This is a genomic window from Nitratireductor sp. PBL-C9, from assembly GCF_050877045.1.
Taxonomy (GTDB): domain Bacteria; phylum Pseudomonadota; class Alphaproteobacteria; order Rhizobiales; family Rhizobiaceae; genus Nitratireductor; species Nitratireductor aquimarinus.
This window is the reverse complement of the sequence record NZ_JBPAXW010000005.1, coordinates 191,221-205,747: the sequence shown is the minus strand read 5'-3', so window position 1 is coordinate 205,747 and position 14,527 is coordinate 191,221. Positions and strand designations below refer to the sequence as shown.

Below are 14,527 nucleotides of genomic sequence, written 5' to 3'. Positions count from 1 at the left end.
TCAGAAAGCCGTGTGCTGCCGGGTGACGGGCCTTTACCCCCGGTGCCCGATGCGGGACAATGAGCTTTGAGTCTTCAAGAAGCAGTTGGCAGCAATTCATGGCGAGCGACAGGCGTTTGCGCGATCCGATTTTCGCAGCGGCGGAGCGTGAAAGAAACCGGCCCGAACGGCCCTTCATTCACCTGCGGGTGCATTCGCCCTATTCGCTGCTGGAAGGCGCGCTGCCTCTTGGAAAGGTCATTGGCCATGCGCTGAAGGATGAAGCGCCGGCCATCGCCATCACCGACACCAACAATCTGTTCGGCGCGCTGGAGTTTTCCCAGAAAGCCTCCAAGGAGGGGCTGCAACCCATCGTCGGCTGCCAGCTTGACTGCGCGTTTGAGGACGCGCTGGCGGAAAGCCGCCGCGGCAATGGCCGCAAGGGTGGGGGCGCGCAGTATGAACCGCTGGTTCTGATCGCTTCGACCGAGGCAGGTTACGCCAATCTGGTACGGCTCGTCAGCCGCGCCTATCTCGACAATGAGCCGGGCGAGGCGACCCATATCACCACGGAATGGCTGACCGAGCTGGCCGACGGCATCATCTGCCTGAGCGGCGGTCCGCGCGGGCCGATCGGCGCCGCATTGAAGGCCGACCGGCCCGAGGTTGCCGAGGAGCGGTTGCTTTTCCTGAAGGAATGCTTTGGCAACCGGCTCTATGTGGAACTGGAGCGTTTTGAGGGGTACGACCGGGTTGTCGAGGCGGCAACCGTCGATCTCGCCTACAAGCTCGAACTGCCGCTGGTTGCGACCAATGAGGCGTTTTTTCCCGCCCGTGAGGATTACGAGGCCCATGACGCGCTGATCGCCATCGCCGAGGGCGCGGTGATCGCCATGGACGACCGCCGCCAGCTCACGCCGGACAATTATCTCAAGAGCCAGGCCGAGATGGCGCGGCTCTTTTCCGATCTGCCCGAGGCCATCGACAACACGATCGAGATCGCCCGGCGCTGTTCCTATTTCACGCAGACGCATCCGCCGATCCTGCCGCGCTTTACGGGCGCGGATGCGGCCGACGCCGAGGCGGCGCTTCAGGCCGAGGCTGACGAATTGCGGCGTCAGGCCCGCGAAGGTCTCGACCACCGCCTCAATTCACAGGGTCTGGCCGAAGGCTATACGCGCGAGCAATATGCCGAGCGCCTCGATTATGAGCTCGGCATTATCGAGCGGATGAAGTTCCCGGGCTACTTCCTGATCGTTTCGGACTTCATCAAATGGGCGAAGGCTCAGGATATCCCTGTGGGACCGGGGCGTGGTTCGGGTGCTGGCTCGCTCGTCGCCTACGCGCTCACCATTACCGATGTGGACCCGCTGCGCTTCTCGCTTCTGTTCGAGCGCTTCCTGAACCCCGACCGCGTGTCGATGCCTGACTTTGATATCGACTTCTGTCAGGATCGCCGCGAAGAGGTGATCCGCTACGTGCAGCGCAAATATGGCCGCGATCAGGTGGGTCAGATCATCACCTTCGGTACGCTGCAGGCCCGCGCCGTTCTGCGCGATGTGGGGCGCGTGCTGCAGATGCCCTATGGCCAGGTCGACCGGCTCTGCAAGATGGTGCCTTCGAACCCGGCCAATCCCACGCCGCTGCCCAAGGCCATCGAGGATGAGCCGCGCTTCGCCGAAGAAGTGGAGAAGGAGCCGATTGTCGGCACGCTTCTCGATTATGCCCAGAAGCTAGAAGGTCTCTACCGCCACGCCTCGACGCACGCCGCCGGCATCGTGATCGGCGACCGGCCGCTCTCCGAGCTGGTGCCGATGTATCGAGACCCGCGCTCCGACATGCCGGTCACCCAGTTCAACATGAAATGGGTCGAGCAGGCGGGGCTGGTGAAGTTCGACTTTCTCGGCCTGAAGACGCTGACCGTTCTGGAAACGGCGGTGAAGCTCATCCGCCGCCGGGGCATCGAGATCGATCTGGCGCATATCCCGCTCGACGATCCGGAAACCTACGCGATGCTCTCGCGCGGCGAGACGGTCGGCGTGTTCCAGGTGGAATCGGCCGGCATGCGCAAGGCGCTGATCGGCATGAAGCCCGACCGCATCGAGGACATTATCGCGCTGGTCGCGCTCTATCGTCCCGGTCCGATGGAGAACATCCCCACCTACAATGCGCGCAAGCATGGTGACGAGGAAATCGCCTCGATCCACCCCAAGATCGACCATCTGGTGAAGGAGACGCAGGGCGTTATCGTTTACCAGGAGCAGGTGATGCAGATCGCGCAGGAGCTGGCCGGCTACACGCTCGGTCAGGCTGACCTTCTGCGCCGCGCCATGGGTAAGAAGATCCGCGCGGAGATGGAGAAGCAGCGCGGCATCTTCGTGGATGGCGCGACCGAGCGCGGCGTTTCCAAGCAGCAGGCAAACTTCATCTTTGACCTGCTCGCCAAGTTCGCCGACTACGGCTTCAACAAGTCGCACGCCGCTGCCTACGCCATCGTCTCCTATCAGACGGCCTATCTGAAGGCGCATTACCCGGTCGAGTTCCTCGCCGCGTCGATGACCTACGACATGGCCAACTCCGACAAGCTGAACGACTTCCGCCGCGACGCCATGCGGCTCGACATTGAAGTCGTGTCGCCATCGGTTCTGACCTCGCATCGTCCGTTCGAAGTGGGTGAGAACAAGATTTTCTACTCTCTCGCCGCCATCAAGGGCGTGGGCGACGCGGCGGTGGAGCACATCGTCGAGAAGCGCAACGAGAAGCAGTTTGAGAGCCTTGAGGATTTCTGCGCCCGCATCGATCCCAAGATCGTCGGCAAACGGGTTTTGGAAAGCCTGATTCAGGCCGGCGCATTCGACTGTTTCGGTCTCGACCGCGCGGCCCTGTTCGGCGGCATCGACCGGCTTATGGGCATGGCGGCACGCGCGGCCGAAGACGCGGCCATGGGGCAGGGCGACATTTTCGGCATGTCGGGCGGCGGCGAGCCGCAGAAGCTCCATCTGCCGGTGGTCGAGCCATGGTCCGCCGCCGACAAGCTGCACCGCGAGTTCCAGGTGGTCGGCTGCTATCTCTCGGCGCATCCGCTGGATGAGTATGCCGAGATCCTGGAAAAGATGCGCGTGCAGAACTGGGGCACATTCCAGGCTGCAGTGAAGCGCGGGGCGACCGCCGGGCGGCTTGCCGGCACCGTCACCTCCAAGCAGGAGCGGCGCACGCGCACCGGCAACAAGATGGGCATCATCCAGTTGTCCGACGCCACCGGACAGTATGAGGCCGTCCTGTTTTCCGAGGCGCTCGCGCAATATCGCGATCTTCTGGAAGCGGGTTCCTCCGTGGTCATCATGGTGGGGGCTGAAAACCGGCCCGAAGGCGTCAATCTGCGCATTCAGGGCGTGCAGTCGCTCGAGGAAGAAGCCTGCCGGATGCAGAAGGCGCTGCGCATCTATCTGCGCGACCCCAAGCCGCTGGCGGCCATCTCCTCGCAGCTCACCCAGCGCGGTGATGCGCAGGTGAGCCTCGTCGTCATCAAGGAAGGCGGGCAGGGCGAGATCGAGGTCGGGTTACCCAACCGCTACCGGATCTCACCGCAGGTTGCGGCCGCCATGCGGGCCGTGCCGGGCGTTGTAGAGGTTGAACTTGTTTAGGCGTTGCGCCACAAGGTGAGCGCAGCAACTTCTGGTCGTTTTTGCAAATTTCCGCGATCAGGGATTTTTCATTATTTTTTAGTTTTGGGGCCTGTTTTTCATGAATTACGTTGAGACGGCGGCGGAAAGCCGCCAAACGCCTGTACATCTGCCGTTTTCCTTCACCGGGCGCGCTTCTGAGTATTTCGGCATCTGGATTGTCAATCTGTTCCTGTCGATCATCACGCTCGGCATCTACACTGCCTGGGCGAAGGTGCGCCGGTTGCGCTACTTTTATGGAAACAGCTGGCTCGACGGGCACAATTTCGAATACCACGCGCGGCCCACCAGGATCCTGATCGGGCGCATCATCGTGGTGGCCTTTCTGCTTGCCTACAATGTGCTGATCAGTGTTTCGCCATTCTTCGGGTTGCTCATCATCCCTTATCTGATTGCCTTTCCGTGGCTTCTGAACAAGTCGATGGCGTTCAACGCACGGATGACCAGCTATCGCAATGTGCGGCTGAATTTCCGCGGGACCTATTGGGGCGCGTTTTTCGCCTTCGTGATCATGCCGGTGGTCGCCCTTGTATCCGCAGGGCTTCTTGCTCCGGTGGCTTCGAAATTGGCGCGCAACTATCTCGGCCGCCATCTGGGCTATGGGTCAACCCGCTTTGAGACCCAGGCGCCGCTCACAGCGCTTTACGCAAATCTGGGCGTGACGGTTATTTTCATAGGGCTTGTCCTAGTGGTTTTCGTCGGAGGGGGCTTTCTGATCGGGGCCGGACTGGTTTCGGCGGGAGGCGGGCTTCAGTTTGGTCCGGATGAGCTATTCGATGTCTTCAATTATGGATCGATGGCTGGCATCCTGACTGGCGCTTCCATAGGTGCCTATATTGCGCTGGCGCTTGCCTATCTCTTCTATGAGGCCGGTGTGCGCAACATCGCCTACAATCACACCGTGCTTGATGGCCGGCACCGCTTCAACTCCCGCGTGGGGCGGCTTCGTTATGTCTGGATTCTGGTCTCAAACCTGTTCGCCACCATTTTGACGCTTGGCCTCTTGCGGCCGTGGGCCGCAGTGCGCAGCTGGCGCTATCTGGTGGTCAGCACTGGTGTGTTTGCGGTCGGCCCGCTTGACGATTTCGTCGATGAAGCCGCACCGGAGGGCAATGTCGGCGCGGCCGAGTTCTTCGATATCGAAGGCATCGATTTCGGACTTTGAGGGCTTGCGCCATTCTCCAGACCTGCATGGTCGATTGCGTCGAAACAGGGATAGGCCATGATTGAGGGACGTTATTTCCCACCCGGTTCCTCGCGTGTCGTGGCGGCCAGCCTTTCCGGCGTTCCGGAACGGCTGGTGCTGCGTCTTGCCGACGAAACGGAGGCGCTGGAGCCGGTAATCGTGTCCGTCTCCGACCCGGTTGCCGCCGTTCCGCGCAAGATCACCTTTGCCGATGGCGGTGTTTTCGAAGCCCCGCTTGGCGCCGATGTGGACGGCTTCCTGAAGACGGGTGGCAGCTTCTTCGCCCGGCTGATGCGCCTTGAGGGGCATCCGGGCTTCGTGGCGGCGGCCGCCGTGGTGACGATGGGGCTGATCTTCGTCGTCTACCGGTTTGGTGTCCCGCTTCTGGCGTCGGGTGCGGCGTTGGTGACGCCGCAGCCCATCATCGTCGCGATGGACCGGGGAACGCTTGAGACGGTGGATCGCACCGTGTTCTCCCCCACGGAACTTGCCGAAGAGCGCCAGAAGGCGCTGCACGACATGTTCGGTGAACTGGCGCAGATCGCAGGCGATGATGGACCCGCGCTCAGATTGGAACTCCGGCAGGGCGGCATGATAGGCGCGAATGCGCTGGCGCTGCCGGGCGGCACCATCATTGTTACGGACGAACTGGTCGGGCTTGCCCGGTCTGACGACGAGATTGCCGGCGTTATCGCCCATGAGATCGGCCATGTGCGCGAGCGGCACTCGCTGCAGCAGATCTATCGCGTTCTGGGCATTGGTTTCATGGTGGGGCTGATCGGTGGTGATGCGAGCCAGCTGGTCGATGATGTGATCGTGCAGGCAAGCGCTCTGCAGACCCTTGTCTATTCGCGTGAGTTCGAGACCCATGCCGACCTCTACAGTGTCGGGCTGATGGCGAAGGCGGGCCGCGATCCGTTGGCTTTTGTGGGGCTTCTGGACCGTGTGGTTGAGGACGCTGGCGGTTCCGATGAGACAGGCTGGTTCTCCACGCATCCCGGCACGAAGGATCGGCGTGAGGCGGTTCGGCAGCGTGTTGAGGAACTTCGCGGCCAGTAGGGCAGGCCTCAAGCAGCTGGCTCAATCGTCGCCGTCACGCTGTGGGCGCGCGACTTTGGAGCGCCCGAACGTATAGCCGGTCTCGACGGCCTGTTTGCCGAATTTTTCGCGCAGGCTGTCGATGGCGCCCTCGGCGAGTGCGCGCTTGTGGGAAAGCCCGTCGACAAGGTCTTGCGGATCGGCCCTGCCGGCGTCGGTCAGGTCGCTGACACCGATGCCCAGAAGGCGAAAGCGCGTGCCATCCACCTCCCGTTTCAGGAGTTCCAGCCCCGTGTGAAAGATGCGGTCGGCGAGCCGTGTCGGGTCTCCCAGCTGCCGGTTGCGTGTGCGCAGCCGGAACTCGGCGGTCTTGAGTTTCAGAACGACGGTTCGACCGGCAATGTCGGCCTCCTTAAGCCGGGCGGAAACCCGCTCGGAAAGCGCGCGCAGCACCGGCACCAGATCCTCCATCCGGGACAGATCCGTGTTGAACGTGGTTTCAGACGAAACGCTTTTTGCTTCACTGCGCGGTTTCACGCCGCGTTCGTCCATGCCGCGCGAAAGGTGATAGAGCCGGTCGCCCATCGTGCCGTAACGCCGCATCAGCTCGTTGCGCTCCATGGTCTGAAGCTGGCCGATGGTGCGGATGCCATCCTTGCCGAGCGTGGCGGCAAAGGCCTTGCCGACGCCCCAGATGAGCGTGACGGGCTGTCTCTGAAGAAAGCTGACGGCCTCTTCCTGACCGATCACGGAAAAGCCGCGCGGCTTGTCCAGGTCTGAAGCCACCTTGGCCAAGAATTTGCAGTAGGAGAGGCCGACCGAAACGGTGATGCCGACTTCCTCTTCCACCTGCCGTGCGAAGCGGGCGAGCACCAGGGCGGCGGGCGCACCATGCAGTTTCTCCGTGCCGGCGAGATCGAGAAAGGCTTCGTCGATGGACAGCGGCTCGACCATGGGGGTGAGCGCCTCCATCATTGAGCGCACCTGACGGCCGACCCTTGAATATTTCTCCATGTCCGGCTTGACCACGACGGCCTCGGGGCATGCTTCGAGCGCCTTGAACATGGGCATGGCAGAGCGAACGCCGTGGATGCGGGCGATGTAGCAGGCGGTGGAGACGACACCGCGTTTGCCCCCACCAATGATGACCGGCCTGTCGCGCAGGGCCGGATTGTCCCGCTTCTCGACCGAGGCGTAGAAGGCATCGCAGTCGACATGGGCGAGAGACAGGCGGTCAAGCTCGGCATGGGCGAGCATGCGCGGGCTCCCGCATGACCGGCAACGCCGCGATGCGGTGTTCGCCGGGGTCAGGCAATCGCGGCAAATGCCATGCGTGAGGGCGTTGACAGGCATGATTGATCATGTGAACATAAAGTGAACATGCATCTTACTTGAAACACCGCCATGGCACAAGCTGCGGTCTGGAGCAGGCGGGTTGCCAGAAGCCGGGTTGCAACAGGTCAGGGTGGACTATCGGATTGCGCCCCTGACGCCGGATTTGTGGCCGGCATTCGAGGATCTGTTTGGCAGGCAGGGCGCCTGTTACGGTTGCTGGTGCACGCATTTTCGTTTGCCACCGGCGGTGCGGCGACAAAACGACCGCGAGAGCAACAGGGATCACATCAAGGCGCGAATTGCAGCCGGCCCGCCTCCGGGGATCTTGCTCATGGATGGCGCAAAGGCGGATGGCTGGATGCAGATCGGGCCGCGCGCCGACATTTCCGAATGGAACAACAAGGGGCGTGTCTCTGCGCCGCTGGGAGAGGGCGAGGAGCGTGAGGTGGATATCTGGGCGATCTCGTGCTTCTTCCTGCGAAGCTCGGCGCGCCGAAAGGGCCTGTCTCACGTGCTTGTTGCCGGCGGGATCGATTTTGCCCGGCAAAACGGCGCGCGCCTGCTGGAAGCCTGTCCGATCACCCGGTCGAACGACAAGCGTTCCATCGGCCTGTTCGTGGGCTCGACGCGGGTCTTTGAAAAGGCCGGGTTCCAGACGGTCGCAGAGCGCAAGGCGGGGCGGCCGCTGATGCGGTTTACGCTTTGACTGTGTGATGCCGGGATGCGCTGTGGTTCTGGCCGGGCGCGGCGTTGTCTTTGCCAGGCCCGGCAGGTGCGGTGTGACTGTTCAGAGCGTTGCTGACGAGAAAAGGTTCGCCGGTAATGCGCTATCTCATTGATTTTGCGCAATTTTGGCCGGGAAATCGGTTTCCACTTTTGCTGGAATCGCTTTAGATCTGCAGTGAGCGGGCGATTTTCTCGCCGGCCTCTTTCCAGTGTTCCACAGCCGTTACGCCCTCGGGGATCGGCGGCATCAGCGTGCGCACGGAATTGTCGGCCATCAGGTGGAAGAGATGCGCGTCCTCCACCGTGTCGCGCACCGAGACGAGGTTGTAATACATGTCGTCGACGAAGGCGACGGGACGCTGATGCTCGCCGCGCAGGCGCTGGATTGCCGGGCCCTTGGCGCGCTCGGTCGTGAGCAGCGGATAGTGCATTTCCAGTTGGTCGAGCAGGGTGCGGCGCGTCTGCCGGTAGCGGTGGGGCATGGCGGTCAGGAGCACCACCTGGCTTGCTTTCGAAAGCCGTGCAATGGTTTCGGAGGCGTCTTCGGCCAGCGCCTGCCAGTCATGCTGGACCTCGAAAAACGCATCGACGAGCTGCGCCACGGTTTCATTGCTCACGCGGTCTCCGGAGGCGAGGTCGGTGACGTTCCCGTTGAGGCCAAAGCTTTCGAGCTTCAGCTCGAAGCCGCGCGTGCGCAGATATTCCGGAAACGGCCGGATGAATTCCAGGATCACGTCGTCCACATCGAGCACCAGCAGGGGATCGCTGCCGAGCGATAATTCGTCAATTTGCCGGGAGGTTTCCGGATCGATCGTCATGTTTGTGCCGTCCAAATCGTGTCAGGGCTGAATGTCGTAAGATGTGTTGCCATGGGGCAGGGCGGCTGGCGCGCGCGCAACCCGCTCGGGCGCGATGCCGCTTTCTTCGCAAAAGCGCAGCACTGTCGGCTCATGCGCCAGCACGAACTGCAGAACACCCGCCAGAAAACCCGGTTCGGCGGCGGCAGCGCGGATCTGGTGGGCCTCGATGCCGGTCAGCGACAGGAAGCGCGGCAGAAGTTCGCCGTCTGCCGCAATGAAGGCCAGGGCGGACACGGCAATGGTTTCGGCTTCCTCGCGTTGCATGGTTCATCCTCAATATAGGGTGTTTGGCCCGCTGCTGCATTTTCAACACGTGAATTGCGCGCAAAACCAGGGCCGTTATGCTGGAAGACTACGATTCGCAGGCGCCCATTACCGATTCATAAATCAAATCGTGCAAGGGTGGCGTCTGAAATTTCGGTGTATCGCACATCGCGGTCGGCAACCGGCGGTCTGCTGTTACGGCGGAGTTGAGTGGGACGGGGTTTGATGTCGAAGAAAGTCATGATCGTCGAAGACAATGAGCTCAACATGAAGCTCTTTCGCGATCTCATCGAGGCAAGCGGTTATGAGACAGTGCGTACGCGCGACGGGCTGCATGCGCTTGATCTTGCGCGTGAGCATCGGCCCGACCTCATCCTGATGGACATCCAGCTGCCGGAGGTTTCCGGTCTGGAAGTCACCAAATGGCTCAAGCAGGATGATGATCTGCACACGATCCCGGTCATCGCGGTCACCGCCTTTGCGATGAAGGGCGATGAGGAGCGGATCCGCCAGGGCGGATGCGAGGCTTACATTTCCAAGCCGATCTCCGTGCCGAGCTTCATCGAAACGATCAAATCCTATCTCGGAGACGCCTGATGCTGCACCCGGCCTCTCCAGTATTCATCTGAGGAGCCGACCATGACCGCGCGCATCCTTGTCGTCGATGATGTCCCTTCCAATGTGAAGCTGCTCGAAAGCCGGCTTCTGGCCGAGTATTTCGAGGTGGTCTGCGCGCATAGTGGCGCAGAGGCGCTGAAGATCTGCGCGGACGGCAAGGTGGATGTCGTGCTTTTGGACGTGATGATGCCGGAGCTCGATGGGTTCGAGGTGTGCCGCCGGCTGAAGGCCGATCCGGCTACGCAGCACATTCCCGTCATCATGGTCACCTCCCTTGAAGAGACGGCGGATCGCATCAGGGGGCTTGAAGCCGGTGCGGATGATTTTCTCTCGAAGCCGGTCAATGATCTGCAGCTTGTGACGCGGGTGAAAAGTCTGGTGCGGCTGAAAATGCTGACGGACGAATTGCGCCTGCGCACCGTGACGGCGCGCAATGCCGGTTTTGACGATGGAATTGAAGAGGAGCGTCGTGCTGCGCCCTCCATTCTGTTGATCGATGAAGACGCGCAGTCTTCTGCAACCATCGCCAACATGCTGCGTGATGGCTACAGGGTTGATGTCGAGGATGACCCGCAGGCCGGCCTGTTCCGCGCCGCCGATGGCAGCTACGAGTGCATTCTCGTCACATCTGCTTATACGACTTACGATCCGCTGCGGCTGTGCGCACAATTACGGGCGCTGGATCGCACGCGGCTTCTGCCGGTCATGCTGGTGGCCGACAAGGGCGACGATGCGATGATCGCGCGGGCTCTCGAACTCGGCGTGAACGACTATATCGTGCGCCCGGTAGATCAACAGGAACTCATGGCGCGCCTGCGCACGCAGCTGCGCCGCAAACGCTACAATGACCGTCTGCGCTCCAGCGTGAGCGAGAGCTTCCAGATGGCCGTAACCGACCCGCTGACGGGGCTTCACAACCGACGCTATCTGGACACGCATCTGCCGAGGCTTCTTGCCCGTGCCGCCGCGCGCGGGCGGCCTCTCTCGGTGATGATGGCCGATATCGACTGCTTCAAGGCGATCAATGACAGCTGGGGGCATCAGGGCGGCGACGATGTGCTGCGCGAATTCGCCGACCGGCTTCGCCAGAACATTCGTGGCATTGATCTCATCTGCCGTTTTGGCGGTGAGGAATTCGTGGTGGTGATGCCGGATACCCCGCTCGATGTTGCAGAGACCGTGGCCGAGCGTCTTCGTGTCGCCATTGCCAGCGACCCGTTCACGGTCGATGGTGGCAAGAATGCGATTGCGGTGACGACCAGTGTGGGCGTTGTGGCCACCGCCGGCGCGCATGACGATCCGGCCACTCTGCTCAAACGTGTCGACCTGGCCCTGTATGATGCCAAGAATGCAGGGCGCAATTGCGTGGTGGCTCCCGCCGCGTGAGGTGGCGTGCTGCGGTCTTTTGATAAAATTTATTGTGTAAAACTGTCGCAGTCTGCGCGCTCGCGTCCTTAAACTTGACCATAGTAATCATGTTTTTTCCGTGGCGGATAACGGTTTGCCGCGGTCTAAGGCGTTGCCCAGTGGTTTTGGGAGCCCGTTTGACGTGCTGATGCCGCGAGGCTAAGCAAAAGTACATTCCAGCAAGCAAATGTTCAGCCAGCCCGAAATTCTGCTTTAGTCCGACAGGAGGTTTCGTTGGCTTTGATCATCGATGATTCCCGCAGGTTGTTTGCGGGAAGTGTCTTCGCTTGTTCTTTCTTATGTGCGCATGCAGCCTTTGCCCAGGAGCAGGCATCACCGGCAGAGGAAGAGGTGGAGCAAGCCGTTTCGGGTGACGTGGGTGAGGGCAGGACCCATCGGCTGAAACGGCTGGTGGTGGTTGATGACCAGACGCTTCTGCCCTCGGGCGAAGCAGTCTACACCACGCCTGCGGCGGTCGGCTCACTTGATGAGCAGGCACTGCAGGAGCGCTTCGGCGGCGATGTGCGAACGGCGGTGCGTTCAGTTCCGGGCGCCTTTACCTATTCGCCGAGCACCAATCCGGCGATTGAGGTCAACATTCGCGGACTGACCGGCTATGGCCGCGTCAATGCCATGATCGACGGCGTGCCGCAGACCTTCCGGAATGTGGGCGGGCATGGTTCGTCAGGCGGCAATCTGCTTTACGTACATCCGGAGCTTCTGGCCGGTGTGGATGTGGCGCGCGGCGCGGTTTCGGGCGCGGCCGGTGCGGGAACGCTGGCCGGCGCTGCCAATTTCCGCACGCTTGAGGTGGATGACGTTCTGAAGCCGGGCGCTGACATCGGTGCGCTCACCCGCTTCAAGGCCGGCACCAATGGTTATCGCTGGTCAGGTCTGCTCGCTGGCGGCGCGCGGGGCAAGATGTTCCCCGGTCAGACTGGCGATGTGAGCATTGTCGGCGCGCTCGCCTATTCCGATTTTCACGATTATGAAACGGCGGATGGCGCGGTGTTTCCCGATTACGACAGGGTTGCCAATGCGCCTGCGGGTGGACTGGTCAAGCTCGATTTCGAACCCAATGGCGAGCATCGGCTCAAGCTTGGCGGGCGCTGGTATGACAACCGCTTCACCAGCAGCAATTACGAGCAAACCCTGAAGAACCAGACCTACACGCTCGATTACACATATGATCCGGGGTCGGCGCTGATCGATCTTGCGGCCAATGTCTACTACAACGAAACGGAGATGACCTACGATTCCGAGTTTGGCGGCGGCTATCGCGGTCGTGAATCCCGGGATCGTTCCTTCGGTGCGAGCCTCGCCAACACGTCACGCTTCGTGGTGGGCGAGGGCGTGGACCTTTCCTGGTATTACGGGCTTTCCTACGGTTCCACGGATTTCGAGGTGCTGCGTCGCCGTGGCGCGAACCCGCCGGGCAGGATGCAGAAGGCGAGCGCCTTCTCCGATGTCACGCTGGACTGGAGCATCTTCTCGCTGACGGCCGGGCTGCGCTACGATTACTGGAACATGTCCGGGCAACAGACCGCATACAGTGCGGGTACGGGTGACTGTCCGCCCGGCGGGCCGGACTGCGGCAACCGGAAGGTCTCGCGCTCCGGCGGTGAATTCCTGCCCAGGGTGACGCTTGCCGCCGATCCGCTCGACTGGATGCAGCTTTACGCCACCTATGCGCACACCGCCCGCCCTCCCACCGTTCAGGAGATGCTGTGGACGATGATCCCGTTTGGCGACGGCATTGGCTCGGCCTATGCGAACAATCTGGGGCTTGAGCCGGAGGTTCGCAGAGGCTGGGATGTGGGCGTCAATCTGCACAGGGATGGTGTCCTGCTGCCCGACGACCGCCTGCGCCTGAAGGTCGGCTATTACAGTCACGACATCGAAAACTACATCGTCAACGATCTGGCGGATGTGACGGGAATTCCGTGGCAGGTCGCCAAATGGGTGAATGCGCCCGGCACCACCCGCATGTCCGGCTGGGAAGTGCAGGGCAGCTATGATGCGGGAGCCTTCTACGTGAATGCGTCCTACACCAATGCGGATACCGATCAGCCGGTCGGCTTCGGCACGGGCTGGGGCAATGGTGATGCCGGCTTCCTGCCCGAGACCTACGCCACGGTGGATGTGGGCGTGCGTCTTCTCGAGCAGCGGCTGAATCTTGGCGCACAGATGCGTTATGTCGGCCCAAGCCGGCAGGCAAACGGCATGATGGAGCCGGAGGACCTTGAGGCCTACACGCTCTACGATGCCTATGGCAGCTATGAGATCCGCGAGGATTTCAACGTGTTCTTCACGGTCGAAAATCTGTTCGACAAGAGCTACGCGGTGGCTGCGTCCGGGCCGGAATCGATGAATTCAAAAAGGGGCAGGGGCCGGACCTTCATTCTGGGAGCGACTGCGAAATTCTAGGTCGCCATCCCTTCGCCGTGCGGTTTCGGTCGCACGGCATTCCTGCCGTCAAGAGCGCCGCATATCCTCCCGGATGTGCGGCGTTTTCGGTTGTGGGTGGGTGGCTTTGTTTCGGGCGTGGTAGGCCGATCATCTGTCAGGCACGAAAGAGTGATGACGGTCTCACCCTATTGGGGGCTGACGCAAAGCCGGTCGCGCGCCATATTTACCCTAACGTCAGGGAGTTGGCGGCAATGGTTAAGTAAGTGTTGATTTTCTTACTGCCCTGCGCAAATCTCTCGACCGATAAGGGCAGTTGCATGGTCGGGCCGATATGGCTCTGACGCGCCATGCCCCAAATACCCCATGATGCTCAGGTCCGCCGCATCTCCTGGGTCCGTGGGGTCGGTCGGTCGGCGCTGGTCTTTAGTGGCCTCCTCGTACCGCTGCCAGTTTGCCGACCGACCCCCATTTCCTTTAACGCGCATAGAAGTTCGTGGGCTCCGCCAGGCATAGAAGCGTGACGGTCAGGCCGTTTCATGCGCGCATAAAAAAACGCCGCTCGGGGCGGCGTTTTTGTACGGCTAAAACGGGATCTATTTGATCTTCGTTTCCTTGAACTCCACATGCTTCTTCGCGATGGGGTCGTATTTCCGCTTGGTCATCTTGTCGGTCATCGTCCGGCTGTTCTTCTTCGTGACGTAGAAGAAGCCCGTGTCGGCCGTCGACTGGAGCTTGATCTTGATGGTCGTGGCCTTCGCCATAGCTGTCGTCCGTTCCTGATGTTTGTTGGTCGCGCATCAGCAGAATCTCTCCACCAGGCGCTTAAAGAGTCTGGCGGACACATAAAGGGTACGCGCGGAATGTCAAGCCGGTCTTGCTGGCGGGGTGCCGGTAAGCCGCGATCCGTTGCTTTGCCGATGCCGGAAAGCCGGTGGCGTGGGGCCGGTGCGGCCGGCGCTGAAACCGTAAAGATACGGCACGGCAACTCATGTCGCGGCGCGATCCTCACTAGAGTGCGCGGG

The 14,527-nt window shown here is 61.4% G+C and carries 11 protein-coding genes; 7 read left to right on the top strand and 4 right to left on the bottom strand.

The genetic code is table 11. From position 1 onward, the window contains the following. The first annotated feature begins 98 nt into the window (after positions 1 to 98). The 3 genes from dnaE to ACRTG1_RS12670 all read left to right on the top strand — a co-directional run bounded on the left by dnaE (position 99) and on the right by ACRTG1_RS12670 (position 5,907). The gene (gene dnaE, locus ACRTG1_RS12680; RefSeq protein ID WP_222474237.1) at positions 99 to 3,623 is read left to right on the top strand and encodes a DNA polymerase III subunit alpha; all 3,525 of its coding nucleotides are present in this window, start codon (positions 99 to 101) and stop codon (positions 3,621 to 3,623) included. 100 nt (positions 3,624 to 3,723) lie between these two features. Continuing rightward, the gene (locus ACRTG1_RS12675; RefSeq protein WP_299935402.1) at positions 3,724 to 4,827 is read left to right on the top strand and encodes a YjgN family protein; all 1,104 of its coding nucleotides are present in this window, start codon (positions 3,724 to 3,726) and stop codon (positions 4,825 to 4,827) included. A 57-nt stretch (positions 4,828 to 4,884) separates the two neighbouring features. Beyond that, on the top strand, positions 4,885 to 5,907 hold the full coding sequence (locus ACRTG1_RS12670; RefSeq protein ID WP_432516217.1) for a M48 family metallopeptidase: 1,023 nt from the start codon (positions 4,885 to 4,887) through the stop codon (positions 5,905 to 5,907). Positions 5,908 to 5,928: 21 nt separating this feature from the next. Here the strand turns inward: ACRTG1_RS12670 and ACRTG1_RS12665 are convergent, their stop codons facing one another. Further along, positions 5,929 to 7,239, bottom strand: coding sequence for a DNA polymerase IV (locus tag ACRTG1_RS12665; RefSeq protein WP_206546334.1), 1,311 nt, complete (start codon positions 7,237 to 7,239; stop codon positions 5,929 to 5,931). 112 nt (positions 7,240 to 7,351) lie between these two features. Between ACRTG1_RS12665 and ACRTG1_RS12660 the strand changes: the two genes are divergently transcribed. Further along, positions 7,352 to 7,927: a GNAT family N-acetyltransferase gene (locus tag ACRTG1_RS12660; RefSeq protein WP_432516332.1), complete on the top strand. Its 576-nt coding sequence runs from the start codon at positions 7,352 to 7,354 to the stop codon at positions 7,925 to 7,927. A gap of 184 nt (positions 7,928 to 8,111) precedes the next feature. Here ACRTG1_RS12660 and ACRTG1_RS12655 read toward each other — a convergent pair whose 3' ends face one another. Together ACRTG1_RS12655 and ACRTG1_RS12650 are read right to left on the bottom strand one after the other, a co-directional pair. Then, entirely contained in the window at positions 8,112 to 8,765 is a 654-nt protein-coding gene (locus tag ACRTG1_RS12655) for a hypothetical protein (protein ID WP_206546332.1), read from the bottom strand. A gap of 21 nt (positions 8,766 to 8,786) precedes the next feature. Beyond that, the gene (locus tag ACRTG1_RS12650) at positions 8,787 to 9,071 is read right to left on the bottom strand and encodes a DUF3572 domain-containing protein (RefSeq protein ID WP_113155425.1); all 285 of its coding nucleotides are present in this window, start codon (positions 9,069 to 9,071) and stop codon (positions 8,787 to 8,789) included. 225 nt (positions 9,072 to 9,296) lie between these two features. Here ACRTG1_RS12650 and ACRTG1_RS12645 point away from each other — a divergent pair, with 225 nt between their 5' ends. From ACRTG1_RS12645 to ACRTG1_RS12635, 3 genes are all read left to right on the top strand, one after another. Beyond that, a complete protein-coding gene (locus ACRTG1_RS12645; RefSeq protein ID WP_113155424.1) occupies positions 9,297 to 9,668 on the top strand; it encodes a response regulator in 372 nt (123 codons plus the stop codon). 42 nt (positions 9,669 to 9,710) lie between these two features. Then, positions 9,711 to 11,075, top strand: coding sequence for a PleD family two-component system response regulator (locus ACRTG1_RS12640; protein WP_297559912.1), 1,365 nt, complete (start codon positions 9,711 to 9,713; stop codon positions 11,073 to 11,075). A gap of 372 nt (positions 11,076 to 11,447) precedes the next feature. Then, positions 11,448 to 13,523: a TonB-dependent receptor domain-containing protein gene (locus tag ACRTG1_RS12635; protein ID WP_432516216.1), complete on the top strand. Its 2,076-nt coding sequence runs from the start codon at positions 11,448 to 11,450 to the stop codon at positions 13,521 to 13,523. Between the two features lie 575 nt (positions 13,524 to 14,098). Here ACRTG1_RS12635 and rpmG read toward each other — a convergent pair. Further along, positions 14,099 to 14,266, bottom strand: a complete 168-nt coding sequence (gene rpmG / locus ACRTG1_RS12630) for a 50S ribosomal protein L33 (protein ID WP_007008183.1) — start codon at positions 14,264 to 14,266, stop codon at positions 14,099 to 14,101. Between the last annotated feature and the right edge of the window lie 261 nt (positions 14,267 to 14,527).

Excerpts from the sequence above, each read along its gene's own strand:
- dnaE (WP_222474237.1), top strand. The coding sequence starts at position 99 with ATGGCGAGCGACAGGCGTTTGCGCGATCCGATTTTCGCAGCGGCGGAG.
- ACRTG1_RS12675 (WP_299935402.1), top strand. The coding sequence starts at position 3,724 with ATGAATTACGTTGAGACGGCGGCGGAAAGCCGCCAAACGCCTGTACAT.
- ACRTG1_RS12670 (WP_432516217.1), top strand. The coding sequence starts at position 4,885 with ATGATTGAGGGACGTTATTTCCCACCCGGTTCCTCGCGTGTCGTGGCG.
- ACRTG1_RS12665 (WP_206546334.1), bottom strand. The coding sequence starts at position 7,239 with ATGCCTGTCAACGCCCTCACGCATGGCATTTGCCGCGATTGCCTGACC.
- ACRTG1_RS12655 (WP_206546332.1), bottom strand. The coding sequence starts at position 8,765 with ATGACGATCGATCCGGAAACCTCCCGGCAAATTGACGAATTATCGCTC.
- ACRTG1_RS12650 (WP_113155425.1), bottom strand. The coding sequence starts at position 9,071 with ATGCAACGCGAGGAAGCCGAAACCATTGCCGTGTCCGCCCTGGCCTTC.
- ACRTG1_RS12645 (WP_113155424.1), top strand. The coding sequence starts at position 9,297 with ATGTCGAAGAAAGTCATGATCGTCGAAGACAATGAGCTCAACATGAAG.
- ACRTG1_RS12640 (WP_297559912.1), top strand. The coding sequence starts at position 9,711 with ATGACCGCGCGCATCCTTGTCGTCGATGATGTCCCTTCCAATGTGAAG.
- rpmG (WP_007008183.1), bottom strand. The coding sequence starts at position 14,266 with ATGGCGAAGGCCACGACCATCAAGATCAAGCTCCAGTCGACGGCCGAC.